We start from the raw sequence: 18,277 nt of genomic DNA on the forward strand, positions 1-18,277 counted from the left end.
CTTTCGTGAATTTTGTAACGCTGTCCCTCCCCTGCTTTTGTAACTTTTCAGTAATTTTTGTTACTATATTGTAACTTTTAATCCTCCACTTGCCGATTGGCCCCAGCAAAGGCGGAGGTTTTTTCTCCCTTTTGCGCAAAAAAGCGCCGCCCATCTGCATGGGCGGCGCGGCTTTCCATTCAAAATCAGGACTCAATTCCCCGGGAAATCAGGTACTTTTTGACCATCAGAGCCACCTTGAAGGTGATGGCGTCATCAAACTCCCGCAGGTCCAAACCTGTGAGCTTCTTGATCTTCTCCAGACGGTACACCAGGGTGTTCCGGTGGACAAAGAGCTTCCGGGCGGTTTCAGACACGTTCAGGTTGTTCTCGAAGAACTTGTTGATGGTGAGCAGCGTCTCCTGATCCAGGGCGTCGATGGGATTCTTCTTGAAGACCTCCTGCAGGAACATCTGGCACAGGATGGTGGGCAGCTGATAGATCAGACGGCCAATGCCCAGATTTTCATAGTTGATGACGGTCTTTTCCGTCTCAAAAACCTTGCCCACGTCGATAGCCACCCCGGCCTCCTTATAGGCACGGGCCAGGTCCCGGATGTGGTTGACCACGGTACCGATACCGATAACCACCTTGATGCCCAGTTCCTGGGTGACAGCGGTGGAGATCTGCTTGGCGATCTTCTGCAGATCCTTGGCGTCCGCGCCCTCTGGCAACTGCTTGATCAGGGCCACATCCGTCTCATTGATGGAGATGACGAAATCCGTCTGCTTATCAGGGAACAGATTCTGGATCACATCGATGGTGCTCACGTCGGCGGGCCCCAGCTGACGCACCAGGAAAGCGGCGCGGGGGGCCTCGGAGACAAAGTGCAGCTCCTTCGCCTGGGTGTAGATGTCACCCAGAAGAATATTATCCGAGATGATATTTTTCACAAAGGTGGCCTTGTCGTGCTTTTCCTCATAATAGGTCTTGGCTCCGTTAAAGGCCACCACAGCCATGGCACACAGGGACGCAGCCACGTCATCCTCGCCCTTGACGAAGGCGGCGTAGTCAAATTGAGCCCCCCAGCCGGCCAGCGGCTTAAAGGTTTTTCCTTCAAAATAAGCGGTACCGTTATCCGCGGCATTGACCGCGGCCACAGCTCCGGACCAGTGTTCACCAATGCAGGTCAGCTCGCTGCAGGCAACGACAATTCCATCGGAATCAATGACACCCACCATACGATTGACGCTGTCCTTCATCTGAAGGACGACACCCTGGAACATCCTGCTCGACACATCGATCCCTCCTAAAACTTCCAAACGCTGGTACTATTATAACGGGTCCGCCCCCGGTTTGGCAAGAGGTTTTCGCTATTTTTTTGTGGAAAACGACCAAACTCTCAGGACAGCTCCACAGCCCTTTTCAGTTTTCCCGTCTCCTCAGACGTCAATGGGCGCCATTCCCCCGGATTTAGTTCCTCATCCAGGCACAAAGGGCCCATGGACAACCGTTTCAGCGCCAAAACAGGTTTTCCCCGGGCGGCCAGCATCCGTTTGACCTGGTGATACTTCCCCTCCCGGAGGGTGACCAGACAGGAGGAGCCATCCCCCAGTGGTTCCAGTCCGGCGGGCAGGCATTGCAGCCCGTCCCCCAGCACCATACCGGCAGCCAGTGCGGCCACATCGGCCTCGTCCACTTTCCCCTCCACCCGGGCCAGATACACCTTGTCCACATGCTTTTTGGGGGAGAGCAATTCATGGGCCAGAGGGCCGTCATCGGTGAGCAGGAGCAGCCCGGTGGTGTCCTTGTCCAGCCGTCCCACCGGGAACAGGCCCCGGCGGCGCAGGTGGGGCGGCAGCAAGTCCAGCACCGTCTTTTGCGTCCGGTCCTCAGTGGCGGACAGCAATCCCTCCGGCTTGTGGAGCATGAGATAGACGAAGGGGGCGCAGTCCACCTCCGCCCCATCCACCTGAATGGAGTCAGTCTGGGGATCAAATTTTTCCTCCGGCTTCCGCACCGGTACGCCGCCGGCCAAGACCCGGCCCTGACGGACCAGGTCCTTGACCTCTTTCCGGGACCAGAGCCCGGTGGAGGCCAGCAGTTTATCCAGACGTTCCCGCGCCATGTCGGTTCCTCCTTCCTACAGAACAAAGCGGTCCCAGGACTCTGGCGACCGGACCGCGTCATAACCCGCTCCGGCACCCGAATGCCCTGTAAAAATACGTATAAACCCCTCCTCCGCCGCATACCTTGAAGGGAGAACAAGCCGACGGAAGGAGAAATGCGCTGTGTTGATCGTAACCGCGAAGGTGCCCCGGCGGAAGCTGGCCGTTGGGGTGGCGCTGGCGGCTCTGGCCTGCTGCTGCGCCCTGGTGCTCAACCTGGGCAGCGGGGTCGTCCGGGAGGCGGCCGCCACGGCCGCGCCCAATCCCAAAGGGGTCCGCTCCAATGCAGACCGGGTGGAGTATCTGCGCTCCTACGGCTGGGAGGTAATGGAGGAGCCCGTGGCCACCCAGGAGCTTCTGATCCCCGAAGAACTGGACGAAAGTTATACGGAGTATCTGGCCCTTCAGAGCGAACAGGGCTTTCATCTGGAAAAATACGCCGGGAAACGGGCGAAACGGTACACCTATGAGATCACCAATTATCCCACAGGGGAGGCCGGAGTCCAGGCCAACCTGCTGATTTCCAAGAACACCGTCATTGCCGGAGAGGTACTTTCCCCCCAGCTGGACGGCTTCCTCCACGGGCTGGCCATGCCCTGAAGGCCCCGGGGGCTGGGGGTGCGGCAGATCGCTTACTTGTCCAGAATGTGGACGTTCAGATGGTCGTAAGTCATCTCTACTCCGTGGCGCTGGAAGGACTCCCGAACGCCCTCCTGGATGGCGAAGTAGACTGCCCAGTAGTCGGCGGCGGTGGTCCAGGCCCGGACGGTGTACTGGATGCTGCTGCTCTGATACTCCGTCAGCCAGATCTCCGGGGCGGGATCGGCCATGATCTGGGGAATGGTGTCCAGCACCTCCCGAATGGCTCCCTTCACCGCGGCGGTGGATGCCTCATAGGAGGCGGTGAAGCTCAAGTCCACCCGGCGTCTGCCCAAAGCGGTATAGTTGACCACCTTGGCGGAGGACAGCTGGCTGTTGGGGACAAAGATCTCCTTGTTGTCCACGGTGACAAAGGTGGTGTAGGACAGGTCCACCGCGGAGACGGTGCCGCTGACCCCGTCGGCCTCCACATAGTCCCCCACCTGGAAGGGCTTAGCCACCAGCAGCATGATGCCGCCGGCCAGGTTGGAGAGCGTGTTCTGCAAGGCCAGGGAGACGGCCAAACCGGCCACACTCAGCATGGCGATCAGGGAGGTGGTATCGATGCCCAGGGAACTGGCCACCATCAGCACCAGCAGGAACCACAGCACCACCTTAGTCACGGAGCGGATGTAGACTTTCAGGGAAGACAGCGACTTGGAGTTGTCCAGCATCCGGTCTACCAGCTTCAGCAGGACCCGGATGACCATCATACCCACCAACACCAGCAGGACCACCCGGAGGATGCCCCCCAGCGTCAGTGCGCCCAGATTCACATGGATTCCGGCGCTGGCTAAAATATCCTCTGCATTCAACGTTAAAACCCTCTTTTCGTCAGATTTTGCCCCCATGGGGCACAGCGGAGAGTATTATATCAGGTTCTCTTTCTGTGCGCAAGAGGCCGTGAAAGTCCGGAACACCGGAGCAAACGCCCCGGTGTTCCACTCTTTTTTCAGTTGCTTTTTTCCGCATGTGCCTTGAGACAGCGGAAGGTCTCCGGGCTGATGTCGTGTTCGATCTTACAGGCGTCCTCCGCCGCAGTCTCAGGCGGCACGCCCAGACGGACAAGCCAGTCGGTGAGCAGCCGGTGCCGCTCGTAGATCTCCCGGGCCACCTGGTCCCCCGCCTGGGTCAATTCCAGACGTCCGTCCTTCTCCATGGTAATATAGCCGCTGGAGCGGAGAATGGACACGGCCCGGCTGATGGAGGGCTTGGAAAAGCCCAGGTGCTGCGCCACATCGATGGACCGGACGGTCCCCTTTTCCTCCTTGAGCACCAGGATCGCCTCCAGGTAATCCTCGCCCGATTGATGCAGAGCCACAGTCTCCGCCCCCTTTCCAGTTTCTCTCTATGGAAAAAACAGCCGGCCAGCGCCCCATGGGGCTGGCCGGCTGTTGTCGTAGGATGCTGCGCCGCGGATCAGTAATTCATCTGCTTGCGGCGGGACAGGTTCATGGTGCCGTCCTGCATCTGGTCCAGGCTGTCCAGGCTCTTGCCGGTGCCGAAGGCCACGCAGGAGATGGCGTCGTCGGCCACATGGGTCTCGATGCCGGTGTGGGACTCGATCAGCTTGTCAAAGCCCCAGACCAGAGAGCCGCCGCCGGTCATGACGATGCCGTTGGTGGAGATGTCGGCCACCAGCTCGGGAGGCGTGCGCTCCAGAACGGCATGGATGGCCTCCAGGATGCGGCTGGAAACCTCCTCAAAGGCCTCTATCATCTCGCTGGAGGAGACAGAGAACACTCGGGGCAGGCCGGTCATCAGGCAGCGGCCCTTAATCTCCATGGTGACTTCCTCGGGGCGGGGGAAGACACAGCCGATGGTCTTTTTCAGCTCCTCGGCGGTGCGGTCGCCAATGAGAACGTTGTGCTTGCGGCGAATATACTTGACCACCGCCTCGTCGAACTTGTCGCCGGCGGTCTTGATGGAGGCGGACTCCACTACGCCGCCCAGGGAGATGACGGCGATGTCGGCGGTGCCGCCGCCGATGTCCACCACCATATGTCCATCGGGCTTGGTGATGTCGATGCCGGCGCCGATGGCGGCGGCCACAGGCTCCTCGATCAGGTAAGCCCGGCGGGCGCCCGCCTGGATGCCGGCGTCCACCACGGCGCGCTCCTCCACCTCAGTGATGCCGGAGGGGACACAGATCAGCAGACGGGGCTTGAACAGGGAGAAGGTGGTGACCTTCTTGATAAACTCCTTGAGCATCCGCTCGGTCATGTCGTAGTCGGAGATGACGCCGTCCCGGAGGGGGCGCATGGCCACGATGTTGCCGGGGGTACGGCCCAGCATGGCCTCGGCCTCGGTGCCCACCTTCAGCAGCTTGCCGGTGTTCTTGTCCATGGCCACCACGGAGGGCTCCCGGAGCACCACGCCCTTGCCCTTGATATATACCAAAACAGAAGCGGTACCCAGATCGATACCGATATCTTTGCTGAACAAACTCATATGACTCGCTCCACCTTACATCTGGATTTGTAGAATCGAAAACGCACGGTTAGTATAACCGGTTTCAAAACGCCTATTTTACGTTATGTAATATTATAGACGCTCTTGTCCCGCTTTTCAACCGTTTTTTCCTTAATTTTTCCGGTCCTCCCCGGTCCCCCGTGCCTGGGCCAGCGTCAGGCACCAGATCCGGTCCGCCCCGCCCAGCAGAAGGGCCCGGGCGCACTCCCCCAGGGTGGAGCCTGTTGTGACCACATCGTCCACCAGGAGCAGCCGCTTCCCCGCCGGTTCCGCACCGGGCAGCAGGGTGTAAGCGCCCCGGACGTTGGCGCGGCGCTCCCGCTCATCCTCCAGGTCCGACTGCGCCCCGGTGTGGCGCACCTTCTCCAGCATGGGGGCCGCGGGGAGGTCCAGCGCCTCCCCCGCCGCCCGGGCCATCAGTTCCGCCTGGTCGAACCCCCGCTCCCGTAAACGACGGCGGCTCAGGGGGACCCAGGTCACGACGTCGGGACGCTGGGGCAGGTGGTCCCGGACGCACTGAGCCGCCAGCAGGCCGAAGGGCCTACCGTAGGCTTTTACCCGGGCGAACTTATAGCGGCGGACCGCCTCAGGCACCCGGTCCCGGTAGGCCAGGGGTGAGAAACAGCCGTCAGCAAAATCCACCTTCCGCTCCGCCGCCTTTCCCGCCAGCCAGGGCAGCTTGTTCTGGCAGTCAGGGCACACCAGGTCTTCCGGCCTGTCCAGGATCTTTTGACAGAAGGGACACTTGATGGGAAACAGCAGCTCCTTGGCCCCCGTCCACAGGTTCATTTCAGATCGTCCTCGGTGATGGGACCGTGCTCTTTTTCAAAGTCGCGGATACATGACAGGATAAGATAATACGCCTGCCCGTTGATCGTTCGTCCTTCGTACCGTGCGATATACTGGAGCTTCTTGTGAATCTCCGGACTGACCCGCAGCCCAATATTCTTGATTTCTTTTTTCTGCATACTACATACTCCGTTCCGCGTACAACAGTACGGTCAGGAATATGGTATATAATATGCACACTTTTATTTTAATTTGCATGCTTTTGCATGCTTTTATTTTGTGAAAACAAGGCAAGGGCAGAGCCCTTGCCCTACATTATATATACATATAATAAACATCATCGCTATATGGGCATCCCGAATCCGGCCCCGAGGCTCAACAAAAGCCCGCACACGGCACATCCGCCCCCTCCGCGGTCCTCCGGCGGAGGACTCAGTCCAGAAAGGTCTGGTAATCCCGATAGTTTTCCTCCAGCAGCCGGGGAATGTCCAGGCCATAGGGGCACCGCGACTGGCACCGTCCGCAGTGGCGGCAGTTCCGGGTCCGCTCCATCTCGGCCCGCCACTTTGGCGTCAGCCAATCCCGGGCGGGCGCCCGGCGCAGCATCAAAGACATGCGGGCGCAGGCGCTGATCTGGATGCCCTCGGGGCAGGGCATGCAGTAGCCGCAGCCCCGGCAGAAGTCCCCCGCCAGCTCCTTCCGGTCCCGGCGGATGACCGCGCGGTACTCCTCTGTCATGGCGGGCGGCTCCTTGATGCAGGCCAAGAACTGGTCCAGCTCCCACTGGTGCTGGATGCCCCAGATGGGGACCACTTGGGGCCGCTGGGCCATAAAGGCCGCGGCGGCAAAGCCGTTTCGGATTAGCCCCCCGGCCAGTCCTTTCATGGCCACAAAGCCCATCCCCGCCCTGACACAGTCATCCAGCAGCATCTCCTCCTGGACCCCGGACAGGTAGCTGAAGGGAAATTGGAGCAGGGCATACAGCCCGGAGTCCACAGCCTCCTGGGCCACCGCCAGACGGTGGTTGCTGATGCCGATCTCCCGGATCTTTCCCTGGGCGCGGGCCTCCACGGCGGCATCGTACAGGCCGTCCTCGCCGCCCGGCTTGGGGCAGAAGGGGGGATTGTGGAACTGGTACACGTCGATGTAATCGGTACCCAGCGCCCGCAGGCTGGCCTCAATGTCCCGCTTCAGCTCCACGCCGGTCTTAGCCTGACTTTTGGTGGCAATGACCACCTTGTCCCGGATGCCCGCGAACGCGCAGCCCATTTTCTCCTCGCTGTCGCTGTAGGCCCGACCGCTGTCAAAATAGTTCATTCCGCCGTCTACCGCTCCCCGCAGCAGGCGGACGGCCTCCTCCCGGGAAATCCGCTGGATGGGCAGACAGCCAAAGCCGTTTTGCTCCACCAGAAGTCCGGTATTTCCCAATCGGACTTGTGCCATACCGCTCTCCTCCCTCATCCATTTCTTTCTTCTCTTATTAAAATGCCTGGGGCAGCGAAAGTCAAGTAGGTGCGGAAATCTTATCAAACGGACCGCCGCGTGAACACGCGGCGGTCCGAGAAATTCCATTCCTTATTCAGACAGGAGAATCCGGTCGTTGTCCAGTTCCTTGCCCGCACCGGCCCGGAAGCGCTCCAGCAGGTCGCCCACCGTCATGCCGGCCCTCTCCTCCCCGCTGACGTCCAGCACGATATGGCCGCTGTCCATCATCAGGGTCCGGTTGCCCAGTTCCAGGGCCTGATTCATATTGTGGGTCACCATCAGGGTGGTGATGTGGTCCCGCTCCACGATCTGCCGGGTCAGGGCCAGCACCTTGTCCGCTGTGCCGGGGTCCAGGGCGGCGGTGTGCTCATCCAGCATCAGGATCTTAGGCGCCACCAGGGTGGCCATGAGCAGGGTCAGGGCCTGCCGCTGCCCGCCGGAGAGAAGACCCACCGGCTGCTTCATCCGGTCCTCCAACCCCATGTCCAGCAGGGCCAGCCGGTCCCGGAACAGCTGCCGCTCCGCCTTGGTGGTGCGGCTGAAGAAGGCGTTCTGATTTTTGGCGGTGCGCAGATAAGCCAGGGCCAGGTTCTCCTCAATGGTCATGTGGGGCGCGGTACCCCGCATGGGGTCCTGGAACAGGCGGCCCATCTCCCGGCTGCGCTTGTACTCCGGCTTGAAGGTGACGTCCTCCCCCGCCAACTCCACGGAGCCCTGATCCACATAGAACGCCCCCGAGATGGCGTTGAACAGGGTGGACTTGCCAGCCCCGTTGGAGCCCACGATGGTGACAAAATCCCCCGGCGCCAGATGGAGGGAGACGTCCTCCAGGGCCTTTTTCTCATTGACTGTGCCGGGATTAAAGGTTTTGGAAATGTGGTTCAGCGTCAGCATTTCTGAGCACCTCCCGCCTTTCTGGCCGCCAGCTTCTGACGCTGGAGGGCGATCAGCTTCCGGCCCTGGGGGGTGGCGATGGCCACCGCCACGATCAGGGCGGACACCAGCTTGAAGCACTCGGTGGGCACGTCTGCGCCGATGGCCACGGCGATAATGATCCGGTACAGGCAGGCCCCCAGCACCACACCCAGCACCCGGCGGGGGATGGAGCCCCGGCCCATCAGGCTCTCCCCGATGACCAGGCTGGCCAGTGCCACCGTCACCATGCCGGTGCCCAGGTTGATGTCGCAGCTCTTGTTCAGCAGGCCGTACAGGCACCCGCCCAGAGCGGTCAGGGAGTTGGACAGACACAGGCCCACCGTGATGGTGAAGGAAGGATTGATGGAGGAAGCCCGCACCATGTCAGCGTTGTCCCCGGTGGCCCGGATGGACAGGCCCAAGCGGGTCCCGAAGAAGAAGACCACCAGCAGGCAGATCACCAGCAGGATCCCGGCCAGCACGATGAGTTCATGCCACTTGACCCACCAGCCCGCGCCGCTCAGACCCTTGGCCAGGGAAAACAGGCTGTCGCTGCCATAGATGGACAGGTTGGAGGACCAGCCCATTACCGCTAGGTTGACGGTGTACAGGCCGGTGTTGACGATGATGCCGGCCAGAATACTCTCCACCCCCAGCTTGGTCTGGAGCATAGCGGTGACAAATCCGGAGCACACGCCCGCCAGCATGGCCGCAGGCAGCGCCAGAAAGGGGTGGCCTGCCAAAGTGACGGTGGCCCCCACGGCAAAGCCCAGGGTATAACAGCCGTCCGTGGACAGATCCGCGATATTCAGGATGGAAAAGCTGATAAACAGCGCCAGGGCCACCAGGGAATAGATGGCCCCCACTTCCAGGGCGGTCTGGAGGGTGGTCAGGGACAAAATGGACGCCATGGGGGTTCCTCCTTAAAGACGAGACGGCGGGACGCCGCGCTGCAGCGGCGTCCCGGTCCCGGTTTTTGTTGGTTTAGCTGAAGCTCTTGGCGGTGGCGATCTCCACCACACCGATGCCCAGAGTACCAAAAGCGGCCTTGATGTCGTCCAGATTCAGGCCGATGGCCTCGCAGGTCTCCGTGTTGATGGTGGCAGCCTCATGGGCCAGGATCACCACGGGGGTGGTGGCGGGATCCGCCCCGTTGACCAGCAGGTCCACCACCATATTGGCGGTCTCAGCGCCCAGGTCATCATAGTCCACGCCGTAGCCGAAGAAGGCGCCGTTCAAAGCGAAGGAATTGGCTCCGGTGTAGTGGGGGATCTTGGCGTCGTTCAGCTTCTCAAAGATGGACAGTTCCGCGCTCATCACCGTGTTGTCGGTGGGAGTGAAGACAGCCTCCACCTTCTCGCCGATCAGGGCGTCCACCGCGGAATTGACCTCGTCGGTATTGGTGCCGGTCTTCTCCACATAGGAGATATTGTGGGCGTCCAGGTAGGCCTTGGCCTCTTCAATGGGCTTCTTGGAGGAGTCTTCGGACTTGGAGTACAGCAGGCCCACCTTCTGGATGTCAGGCTTCACAGCCACCATCATATCCATGATCATGTTGGTGTTCAGCGCGTCGCTGACGCCGGTGATGCTGCCGCCGGGCACTTCCAGGGAGTCCACCAGCTTGGCGGTGACAGGATCGGAGACAGCGGCGAAGATGATGGGGATGCCCTCGTCAGTGACCACGGACTGCATCACCTGGGCGGCGGGAGTGGCGATGGGGACCACCACGTCCACCTGGTCCGCTACCAGCTGGGCGGCGATCTGGCTCAGGGTGGTGCTGTCGCCCTGGCCGTTATAGGTATAATCGGCATAATCGAAGTTCACACCCAGCTCGGCGCTCTTGGCGTCCAGCTGCTCCTGGATCTTCTTCTCGATCTGGTCCAGAGAGGCGTGGTCCATAAACTTGACGATACCCACTTTGTACTCTTTGGTATCCTCCGCGGAGGCGCTGGCGGCAGACCCGGAGGAGGCGGCAGCGCTGGACTTGGAGGCGCCGGAGTTGCTGCCGCTGGAACAGGCAGCCAGAGACAGGGCCAAAGACAGAGACAGGGCGGCAGAGAGAACTTTCTTGATCAGGTTGTGCTTCTTCATGGTTTTTTCCTCCAAAATTTTGTATTTAGGCGGCAGATGAGGGGTCTTGCCGTTGACCCGGATTTGTTGGAGCATGGTCGGAACCATCCTTGAGGAATAAAAAATGGCCCCTTATCCCACATGGGACAAGAGCCATACTCCTGCGATACCACCCAAATTGACGTTAAAAACGTCCGCTCGCTTCACGCGCCATCACGCGTGCCCGGTGGATAACGGGTGGGTCCCCGTCGGCATCTACTTGGCGAACGCCGTTCAAGCCGCCCTCGGAAGTCCATTCACACGACCGCTCCCCGTCCTGATCTCACCACCCAGGACTCTCTGCAGGTTCGCCGCGCCGGTTACTAATCTCCCTCATAGGTTTCAACAGATTTTGTTGTTGGGGTCATTATAGCCGCCTGCCGCTGCTTTGTCAAGGGCTTTCCCGAAAAAATTTTAGCTTGATAAAGAATTGAGACCGCGGCCCAGCCGCGGTCTCAACAGATTTATTTCCCGAGCATCCCGGCCGCCCGGTCCAGGATACGGCCAGCAGCCTTCTCCTTGGACATGAGGGGCAGCTCCTCCACGCCCCCGGCGGTGATCACCGTAAGGACATTGGTGTCCACGCCGAAGCCCGCGCCCGCCACTTTCAGATTGTTGGCGCAGATCATGTCCACCTTCTTCTTGGCCAGCTTGGCGCGGCTGTTTTCCACCATGTCCCGGGTCTCCATGGAGAAACCGCAGATGACCTGGCCCTCCCGCCGGTGTTCTCCCAGGTATTTCAGAATATCCTGGGTCCGCTTCAGGGGGATGGACATGTCGCTGTCCTTCTTCTTGATCTTATCGTCGCTGTAACCGGCCGGGGTGTAGTCGGCCACTGCTGCGGCTTTGAAGATCAGGTCCGACTGCTCACACCGGGCCGCCACCGCCTCAAACATATCCTGGGCGGAACGCACGTCCACCACTTCCACGAAGGGCGGCTTTTCCAGCGCGGTAGGACCGGAGATCAGCGTCACCTCCGCGCCCCGAAGCATGGCCATTTTGGCGATGGCGTAGCCCATCTTTCCGGTGGAGTGGTTTGTCAGGTAACGCACCGGGTCCAGGGATTCCTGGGTGGGCCCCGCTGTCACCAGCACCTTTTTCCCCGTCAAGTCGTGGGGAAGAGCCACAGCCCGGAGAATATGCTGGAGCAGCAGATCAGGCTCCGGCAGCTTGCCCGGTCCCACCGCGCCGCAGGCCAGCCGGCCGGAGGCAGGGGCAATGACCTCCCAGCCGTAGCGGGCCAGAATGTCCAGATTATCCTGGGTCACCGGATTCTCATACATGTTGGTATTCATGGCGGGCGCGATCAATTTGGGACAGCGGCAGGCCAACACCGTGGTGGTCAGCATGTCGTCAGCCAAGCCGTGGGCCAGTTTGGCGCACACATTGGCGGTGGCTGGGGCGATCATGACCAGGTCAGTCCGATCAGCCAGCGCGATATGCTCCACCTGGTGGGAAAAATTCCGGTCAAAGGTATCCACCATACACCGGTTTCCTGTCAGCTGTTCAAACGTAAGCGGCGTAATAAATTGCGTGGCGTGTTCCGTCATGATGACCTCCACACTAGCATGGAGCTTGACCAACGCCGACGTCAGATAAGCTGCCTTATAAGCGGCAATGCCGCCTGTAACACCCAGCAGAATCGTTTTTCCCTTGAGCACGATGATACCTCCTTGAGGCACAACACCCCAGTATTGTGTCTATTATAATGCGTACTGAACAAAGCCGCAAGCCTTGAAAGCCAAGTCTTTCAAGGCCAATTGGCTTTGTTCAAGTGCAAGGATTTCGGCAAAATTGTCCAAAATCCTTGCACCTTCCGCTGGAGCGCCTCAGCGTTCCAGCGGAAATACGCATTGTAACAATGTCTAAATTTCACAAAACAGCTAAAATTAGCTGCTTTTGCGAAATTGCGCGGCGCTTGCCGCGCGAATAAACCGCTTTGCGGTTTATTCAGTAAACATTATTATATAAATTTCCCCCGTCCCTGTAAAGAGGCGGGAGAAAAAGTTCCCTGCGGCAGCAGAAAGTATAGTCAAAAAACCGGGCTTCCAAAGAAGGCCGATTGAGCGTCAAGAAACGAAATTACCCGTTGATCCCGATAACAGCGCTTTTCCCGCGGTGCTGCAAACACCGTGGCGACAGGATATAAAAAACGGGCTTCCGAAGAAGCCCGTTTAAGCAATCAAGAAACGAAATTACTCGTTGATCTCGATAACAGCGCCGGAACCCACGGTGCGGCCACCCTCACGGATAGCGAAACGCAGGCCCTTCTCAATGGCGATGGGGGTGATCAGCTCCACGTCCATGTCGACGTTATCGCCGGGCATGCACATCTCAACGCCCTCGGGCAGGGAGATGATGCCGGTCACGTCGGTGGTACGGAAGTAGAACTGGGGACGATAGTTGTTGAAGAAGGGGGTGTGACGGCCGCCCTCTTCCTTGGTCAGGACGTAAACCTGGCCCTTGAACTTGGTGTGGGGGTGAATGGAGCCGGGCTTGCACAGAACCTGGCCGCGCTCCACGTCGGTCTTGGCAATACCACGCAGCAGGGCGCCGATATTGTCGCCAGCCTCGGCGAAGTCCAGGGTCTTGCGGAACATCTCCAGACCGGTAACGACGGTGGACTTCTTCTCGTCGGACAGGCCAACGATCTCCACGGTCTCGCCAGTCTTGATCTGGCCACGCTCCACACGGCCGGTAGCAACGGTACCACGGCCGGAGATGGTGAACACGTCCTCAACGGGCATCAGGAAGGGCAGCTCGTCGTTACGGGCAGGAGTGGGGATATAGCTGTCGACAGCGTCCATCAGCTCCTTGATGCAGGCGAAGTCGGGATCGTTCACGTCGCCGGACTCGCAGGTCAGAGCGTTCAGAGCGGAACCCTTGATGATGGGGATCTCGTCGCCGGGGAACTCGTAGGAAGACAGGGTCTCACGGACCTCCATCTCGACCAGCTCCAGCAGCTCCTCATCGTCGACCTGGTCGCACTTGTTCAGGAAGACGACCATGGCGGGCACGCCCACCTGGCGGGCCAGCAGGATGTGCTCCTTGGTCTGAGCCATGGGGCCGTCGGTGGCGGCGATAACCAGGATAGCGCCGTCCATCTGAGCAGCGCCGGTGATCATGTTCTTGATATAGTCAGCGTGGCCCGGGCAGTCGACGTGGGCATAGTGACGGGCGTCGGTCTCATACTCGACGTGAGCGGTGTTGATGGTGATACCACGCTCGCGCTCCTCGGGAGCCTTGTCGATGCTGGAGTAGTCCTCGTACTGGGCCTGGCCCTTCAGAGCCAGATACTTGGTGATGGCGGCGGTCAGGGTGGTCTTGCCGTGGTCGACGTGACCGATGGTGCCGATGTTGACATGGGGCTTGGTGCGCTCAAATTTTGCCTTAGCCATTGGAATTTCCTCCTTATTTACAATTCAAATCAAAATACTATGCGGGGGTTACATCGTATCGGAGATATTTTATCCTATTCTGACAGCAAATGCAACCCCATTTTCCAGCAAACCGCTTCAGAATTAGTCCTGATTGCGGCCACGCTCGGCGATGATCTTGTCCGCGATGCTCTTGGGGATCTCCACATAGCTGTGGGGCTCCATGGAATACTGGCCGCGGCCCTGAGTGGAAGAACGCAGGTCAGTGGCATAGCCAAACATGTTGGCCAGAGGCACCAGAGCATCGATCTGGGTAGCGCCGGGACGGCTCTCCTGGCCCTGGATCTGACCACGGCGGCTGTTCAGGTCGCCGATGACATTGCCCAGGTACTCGTCAGGGACGATGACGGAGACCTTCATCATGGGCTCCAGCAGACAGGGAGTTGCCTTGCGGCAGGCCTCCTTGAAGGCCATGGAACCGGCGATCTTAAAGGCCATCTCAGAGGAGTCGACCTCGTGGTAGGAACCGAAGGTAAGGTGGACCTTCACATCCACAACGGGATAGCCAGCCAGAACACCGGCCTGCATGGCACCCTGGATACCAGCGTCGACAGCGGGGATATACTCCTTGGGGATGACGCCGCCGGTGATCTCGTTGAGGAACTCATAGCCCTTGCCGGGCTCGTTGGGCTCCACAGTGATGCGGACATGGCCGTACTGGCCCTTACCGCCGGACTGACGGGCATACTTGGTGTCCTGCTCCACGGACTTCTTGATAGTCTCCTTGTAAGCGACCTGGGGAGCGCCAACATTGGCCTCCACCTTGTACTCACGGAGCAGACGGTCCACGATGATCTCCAGATGGAGCTCGCCCATGCCGGCGATGATGGTCTGACCAGTCTCCTCGTCGGTGTAGGTCTTAAAGGTGGGGTCCTCCTCAGCCAGCTTCATCAGGGCGATGCCCATCTTCTCCTGGCCAGCCTTGGTCTTGGGCTCGATGGCCACGCGGATAACAGGCTCGGGGAACTCCATGGACTCCAGAATGATGGGAGCCTTCTCATCACAGAGGGTGTCGCCGGTGGTGGTGTTCTTCAGGCCGATGACGGCGCAGATGTCGCCGGCATAGCAGCACTCGATGTCCTCCCGGTGATTGGCGTGCATCTGCAGGATACGGCCAATGCGCTCCTTCTGCTTCTTGGTGGAGTTCAGGACGGTGGTGCCGGTATTCAGGATACCGGAGTACACACGCACGAAGGACAGGCGGCCCACGAAGGGGTCGGTGGCGATCTTGAAGGCCAGACCGGAGAAGGGGGCATTGTCATCGGCGTGACGGGCGTCGGCCTCGTCAGTCTCGGGGTTGACACCCTCGATGGCGGGGATGTCAACGGGAGAGGGCATATAGTCCACGATGGCGTCCAGCAGCTTCTGCACACCCTTGTTCTTGTAAGAGGTGCCGCAGGTGACAGGGACCAGACGGTTGTCGATGGTGCCCTTGCGCAGAGCCTTGCGGATCATATCCTGGGGAACATCCTGCTCCTCCAGGACCAGCATCATGATCTCCTCGTCGATGTCGGCGCAGGCGTCCAACAGCTTGGTGCGGTACTCCTGGGCCAGCTCCACCATGTCCTCGGGGATGGGCTCCACACGCATGTCCTTGCCCAGCTCATCGTAGTAGATGTCGGCGTCCATTTCCACCAGGTCGATGATGCCCTTGAAGGTATCCTCAGAGCCGATGGGCAGCTGGATGGGCACGGCGTTGCACTTCAGACGGTCATGGATCATGTGCAGCACGTTGTAGAAGTCGGCACCCATGATGTCCATCTTGTTGACGTAGATCATGCGGGGAACATGGTAGTTATCCGCCTGGCGCCACACAGTCTCAGACTGGGGCTCCACGCCGCCCTTGGCGCACATGACGGTGACAGAGCCGTCCAGTACGCGCAGGGAGCGCTCCACTTCCACGGTGAAGTCCACGTGGCCCGGAGTGTCAATGATGTTCAGACGGGTCTGGGGGAACTGGTTCTTGGTTCCCTTCCAGTAGCAGGTGGTGGCGGCGGAGGTGATGGTGATGCCGCGCTCCTGCTCCTGAGCCATCCAGTCCATGGTGGCGGTACCCTCATGGGTCTCGCCGATCTTGTAGTTGACGCCGGTATAGTAGAGAATACGCTCGGTGGTGGTCGTCTTGCCCGCGTCGATGTGGGCCATGATGCCAATGTTGCGAGTGTTCTCAAGAGAAACTTTTCTAGGCATACTTTCTCTCCTTTGTGATTACCAGCGGTAGTGAGCGAAAGCCTTGTTGGACTCGGCCATCTTGTGGGTATCCTCGCGCTTCTTCACGGCGGAACCGGTGTTGTTGGCGGCGTCCATGATCTCGCCGGCCAGACGCTCCTTCATGGTCTTCTCGCCGCGGGCGCGGGCGTAAGTGGTCAGCCAGCGCAGACCCAGGGTCTGACGGCGCTCAGGCCGGACCTCGATAGGCACCTGGTAGGTGGCACCGCCCACACGGCGGGCCTTGACCTCCAGGGAGGGCATGATGTTCTCAAGAGCCTGGGTATAGACCTCCATGGGCTCCTTGCCGGTCTTTTCCTTGATGATGTCGAAGGCGCCGTAGACCACCTTCTGAGCCACGCCCTTCTTGCCATCCAGCATGATGCTGTTGGTGAGCTTGGTAACCAGGACGGAGTTGTAAAGCGGATCGGGCAGAACCTCCCGCTTGGGTACATTTCCTCTTCTGGGCACTTTGCTTCCCTCCTTCTTATAAATATAGAAATCATAGGTACTCGAAACAGTGTGTTCCGTGTAATGCCTGTCCGAGGTCTGCCCATATCAATATAGGTAAACGCTCGGCAAGGCGGTTTGCCTTGCGCAAACGCACAATGCAATTCAGGTTGGACTTTCGTCCGGAAGCGATCTTACACCAAGGTAAAATTACTTCTTCTTGCCGGCCTTGGGACGCTTGGCGCCGTACTTAGAACGGGCCTGCATACGGCCGTTGACGCCCTGGGTATCCAGAGTGCCACGGATGATGTGGTAACGCACGCCGGGGAGGTCCTTGACACGGCCGCCGCGGATCATAACCACGGAGTGCTCCTGCAGGTTGTGGCCGACACCGGGAATATAGGCGGTGACTTCCATACCGTTGGTCAGGCGGACACGGGCGATCTTACGCAGAGCGGAGTTCGGCTTCTTAGGAGTGGAAGTACGAACGGCGGTGCAGACACCTCTCTTCTGGGGAGAAGGCAGATCGGTGGCCTTGTTCTTCAGAGTGTTCAGGCCGTGCTGGAGGGCGGGAGAAGTGGACTTGTAGGCCACCTGCTGACGGCCCTTGCGTACCAGCTGATTAAAAGTAGGCATGATTTTCCTCCTTTCTCGAAAGCTGCCCCGTGGGGCATGATATATATTTTAACAAAATAAGGAAACCTTATTCTGCTAAAATCAAATTACAGGAGCGCGGCCACCGCGCTCCCCACGGCAATGCCGCAGGCGGAGCCCAACTCCTTCATGGTGGGCACCAGTTCCACGGCGACGTGCTTGTCGACCGCGAGCTGGGCCAGAGGCTGGGTAACACGGGGATCGGCGTCGCCGGCCACGAAAAGCTTTTTCGCCCGGCCGTCGTTCAGGGCGCGCCGCGCCTGCTTGGCACCGACCACCTTATTGGGACTGTTCAGTTCAGAGATCATTCGGTGCCCTCCTCTCCCCTGCCTTCGCAAGCTCCATATCTGTCGCTGTACCGCTTGCGGCCCAGCGCATCCACGTCGCTGCTCCAGCTTTCCCGCCTGCCTGATTCTCAGGACAAGCCGGGTTTTCTAGGGCGTTTCATCGGGTAAAAGGGCGCAAAGCCCCTACCACCGCAATTTGGTATTATACCAGCTTGTCAAGCCCCCGTCAAGCATAAATCTTTCAGAAATCCACAAAGTTTTCCACCGCTTCCTCTCCATTTCGACTGAAGCCGACCCTCCCTCTCTTCTTTTTCAAAAGAGGACCGCCTCGTTTCCTCTCCATTCAGCCGGAAAAATAAAATACCGGAGACGGTTTGTGATACGCCGCCTCCGGTATTTTCCGGGTCAATCCACCTCGATGGCATCCACGGGACAGCCGTCCGCCGCCTCCCGGACCATTTCCTCCTGGCCGGGGTCGATCTCGTCCCGGGCCGCGGCCACTCCTTCGTCAGTCAGGGTAAATACGTCGGGACAGACGCTGGCGCACAGGCCGCAGCCGATACAGTTGCCGTTGACATGGGCGTTCATGGGACACCTCCTTATTCTTAGCGTCAGGATAGTATGCCCTGATTCTGTTTCTTTCATTCCGGCACCCCGGGAGATCGACAAAAAACAGGAGCGCCCT

General features: G+C 59.5%; 19 protein-coding genes and 1 other annotated feature. Of the genes, 1 reads left to right on the top strand and 18 read right to left on the bottom strand.

Annotation, left to right across the window (positions count from 1 at the left end; all coding sequences use genetic code 11):
• Positions 1-185: 185 nt before the first annotated feature.
• Entirely contained in the window at positions 186-1,277 is a 1,092-nt protein-coding gene (locus I6E42_RS00745; RefSeq protein WP_235369815.1) for a PucR family transcriptional regulator, read from the bottom strand.
• A 104-nt stretch (positions 1,278-1,381) separates the two neighbouring features.
• Positions 1,382-2,107, bottom strand: a complete 726-nt coding sequence (locus tag I6E42_RS00750; RefSeq protein WP_235369817.1) for a pseudouridine synthase — start codon at positions 2,105-2,107, stop codon at positions 1,382-1,384.
• A 163-nt stretch (positions 2,108-2,270) separates the two neighbouring features.
• Here I6E42_RS00750 and I6E42_RS00755 point away from each other — a divergent pair, with 163 nt between their 5' ends.
• The gene (locus I6E42_RS00755) at positions 2,271-2,747 is read left to right on the top strand and encodes a DUF4830 domain-containing protein (RefSeq protein WP_235369820.1); all 477 of its coding nucleotides are present in this window, start codon (positions 2,271-2,273) and stop codon (positions 2,745-2,747) included.
• Positions 2,748-2,779: 32 nt separating this feature from the next.
• Here I6E42_RS00755 and I6E42_RS00760 read toward each other — a convergent pair whose 3' ends face one another.
• The 16 genes from I6E42_RS00760 to I6E42_RS00835 form a co-directional block, all read right to left on the bottom strand.
• The gene (locus tag I6E42_RS00760) at positions 2,780-3,601 is read right to left on the bottom strand and encodes a mechanosensitive ion channel family protein (protein WP_235369822.1); all 822 of its coding nucleotides are present in this window, start codon (positions 3,599-3,601) and stop codon (positions 2,780-2,782) included.
• Between the two features lie 137 nt (positions 3,602-3,738).
• Positions 3,739-4,107 carry a metal-dependent transcriptional regulator gene (locus I6E42_RS00765; RefSeq protein ID WP_235369829.1) on the bottom strand — a complete coding sequence of 123 codons (369 nt, stop codon included), beginning with the start codon at positions 4,105-4,107 and terminating at the stop codon, positions 3,739-3,741.
• A 98-nt stretch (positions 4,108-4,205) separates the two neighbouring features.
• Positions 4,206-5,237, bottom strand: a complete 1,032-nt coding sequence (mreB, locus tag I6E42_RS00770) for a rod shape-determining protein (RefSeq protein WP_164475071.1) — start codon at positions 5,235-5,237, stop codon at positions 4,206-4,208.
• A gap of 132 nt (positions 5,238-5,369) precedes the next feature.
• Complete coding sequence (locus I6E42_RS12670; protein WP_268841824.1) at positions 5,370-6,047, bottom strand: ComF family protein; 678 nt, start codon at positions 6,045-6,047, stop codon at positions 5,370-5,372.
• Complete coding sequence (locus I6E42_RS00780) at positions 6,044-6,226, bottom strand: type II toxin-antitoxin system antitoxin (RefSeq protein WP_235369831.1); 183 nt, start codon at positions 6,224-6,226, stop codon at positions 6,044-6,046. Before I6E42_RS00780 ends, I6E42_RS12670 begins: the two co-directional genes overlap by 4 nt.
• Before the next feature lie 253 nt (positions 6,227-6,479).
• Positions 6,480-7,490: an aldo/keto reductase gene (locus I6E42_RS00785; RefSeq protein WP_235369833.1), complete on the bottom strand. Its 1,011-nt coding sequence runs from the start codon at positions 7,488-7,490 to the stop codon at positions 6,480-6,482.
• A 132-nt stretch (positions 7,491-7,622) separates the two neighbouring features.
• Positions 7,623-8,426 (bottom strand): ABC transporter ATP-binding protein, encoded by an 804-nt coding sequence (locus I6E42_RS00790; RefSeq protein ID WP_235369838.1) that lies wholly within the window; start codon positions 8,424-8,426, stop codon positions 7,623-7,625.
• Positions 8,420-9,358, bottom strand: a complete 939-nt coding sequence (locus tag I6E42_RS00795; RefSeq protein WP_235369840.1) for an ABC transporter permease — start codon at positions 9,356-9,358, stop codon at positions 8,420-8,422. The genes I6E42_RS00790 and I6E42_RS00795 overlap by 7 nt, the downstream gene beginning before the upstream one ends.
• A gap of 73 nt (positions 9,359-9,431) precedes the next feature.
• Positions 9,432-10,538 carry an ABC transporter substrate-binding protein gene (locus tag I6E42_RS00800; RefSeq protein WP_235369847.1) on the bottom strand — a complete coding sequence of 369 codons (1,107 nt, stop codon included), beginning with the start codon at positions 10,536-10,538 and terminating at the stop codon, positions 9,432-9,434.
• Positions 10,539-10,656: 118 nt separating this feature from the next.
• Positions 10,657-10,902: a binding site (T-box leader), on the bottom strand.
• 118 nt (positions 10,903-11,020) lie between these two features.
• On the bottom strand, positions 11,021-12,217 hold the full coding sequence (gene coaBC / locus I6E42_RS00805; protein WP_235369856.1) for a bifunctional phosphopantothenoylcysteine decarboxylase/phosphopantothenate--cysteine ligase CoaBC: 1,197 nt from the start codon (positions 12,215-12,217) through the stop codon (positions 11,021-11,023).
• Between the two features lie 534 nt (positions 12,218-12,751).
• Positions 12,752-13,954 (bottom strand): elongation factor Tu, encoded by a 1,203-nt coding sequence (gene tuf, locus I6E42_RS00810; RefSeq protein WP_235369858.1) that lies wholly within the window; start codon positions 13,952-13,954, stop codon positions 12,752-12,754.
• Positions 13,955-14,077: 123 nt separating this feature from the next.
• Complete coding sequence (gene fusA / locus I6E42_RS00815; RefSeq protein WP_235369866.1) at positions 14,078-16,183, bottom strand: elongation factor G; 2,106 nt, start codon at positions 16,181-16,183, stop codon at positions 14,078-14,080.
• Between the two features lie 18 nt (positions 16,184-16,201).
• The gene (rpsG, locus tag I6E42_RS00820; RefSeq protein ID WP_235369867.1) at positions 16,202-16,672 is read right to left on the bottom strand and encodes a 30S ribosomal protein S7; all 471 of its coding nucleotides are present in this window, start codon (positions 16,670-16,672) and stop codon (positions 16,202-16,204) included.
• Positions 16,673-16,861: 189 nt separating this feature from the next.
• Positions 16,862-17,287: a 30S ribosomal protein S12 gene (gene rpsL / locus I6E42_RS00825; RefSeq protein ID WP_235369872.1), complete on the bottom strand. Its 426-nt coding sequence runs from the start codon at positions 17,285-17,287 to the stop codon at positions 16,862-16,864.
• 86 nt (positions 17,288-17,373) lie between these two features.
• Complete coding sequence (locus I6E42_RS00830; RefSeq protein ID WP_235369874.1) at positions 17,374-17,613, bottom strand: ribosomal L7Ae/L30e/S12e/Gadd45 family protein; 240 nt, start codon at positions 17,611-17,613, stop codon at positions 17,374-17,376.
• 384 nt (positions 17,614-17,997) lie between these two features.
• Complete coding sequence (locus tag I6E42_RS00835; protein ID WP_235369876.1) at positions 17,998-18,180, bottom strand: ferredoxin; 183 nt, start codon at positions 18,178-18,180, stop codon at positions 17,998-18,000.
• Positions 18,181-18,277: the final 97 nt, after the last annotated feature.

Source organism: Pseudoflavonifractor phocaeensis (genome assembly GCF_021531815.1).
GTDB classification, from domain to species: domain Bacteria; phylum Bacillota; class Clostridia; order Oscillospirales; family Oscillospiraceae; genus Lawsonibacter; species Lawsonibacter phocaeensis_A.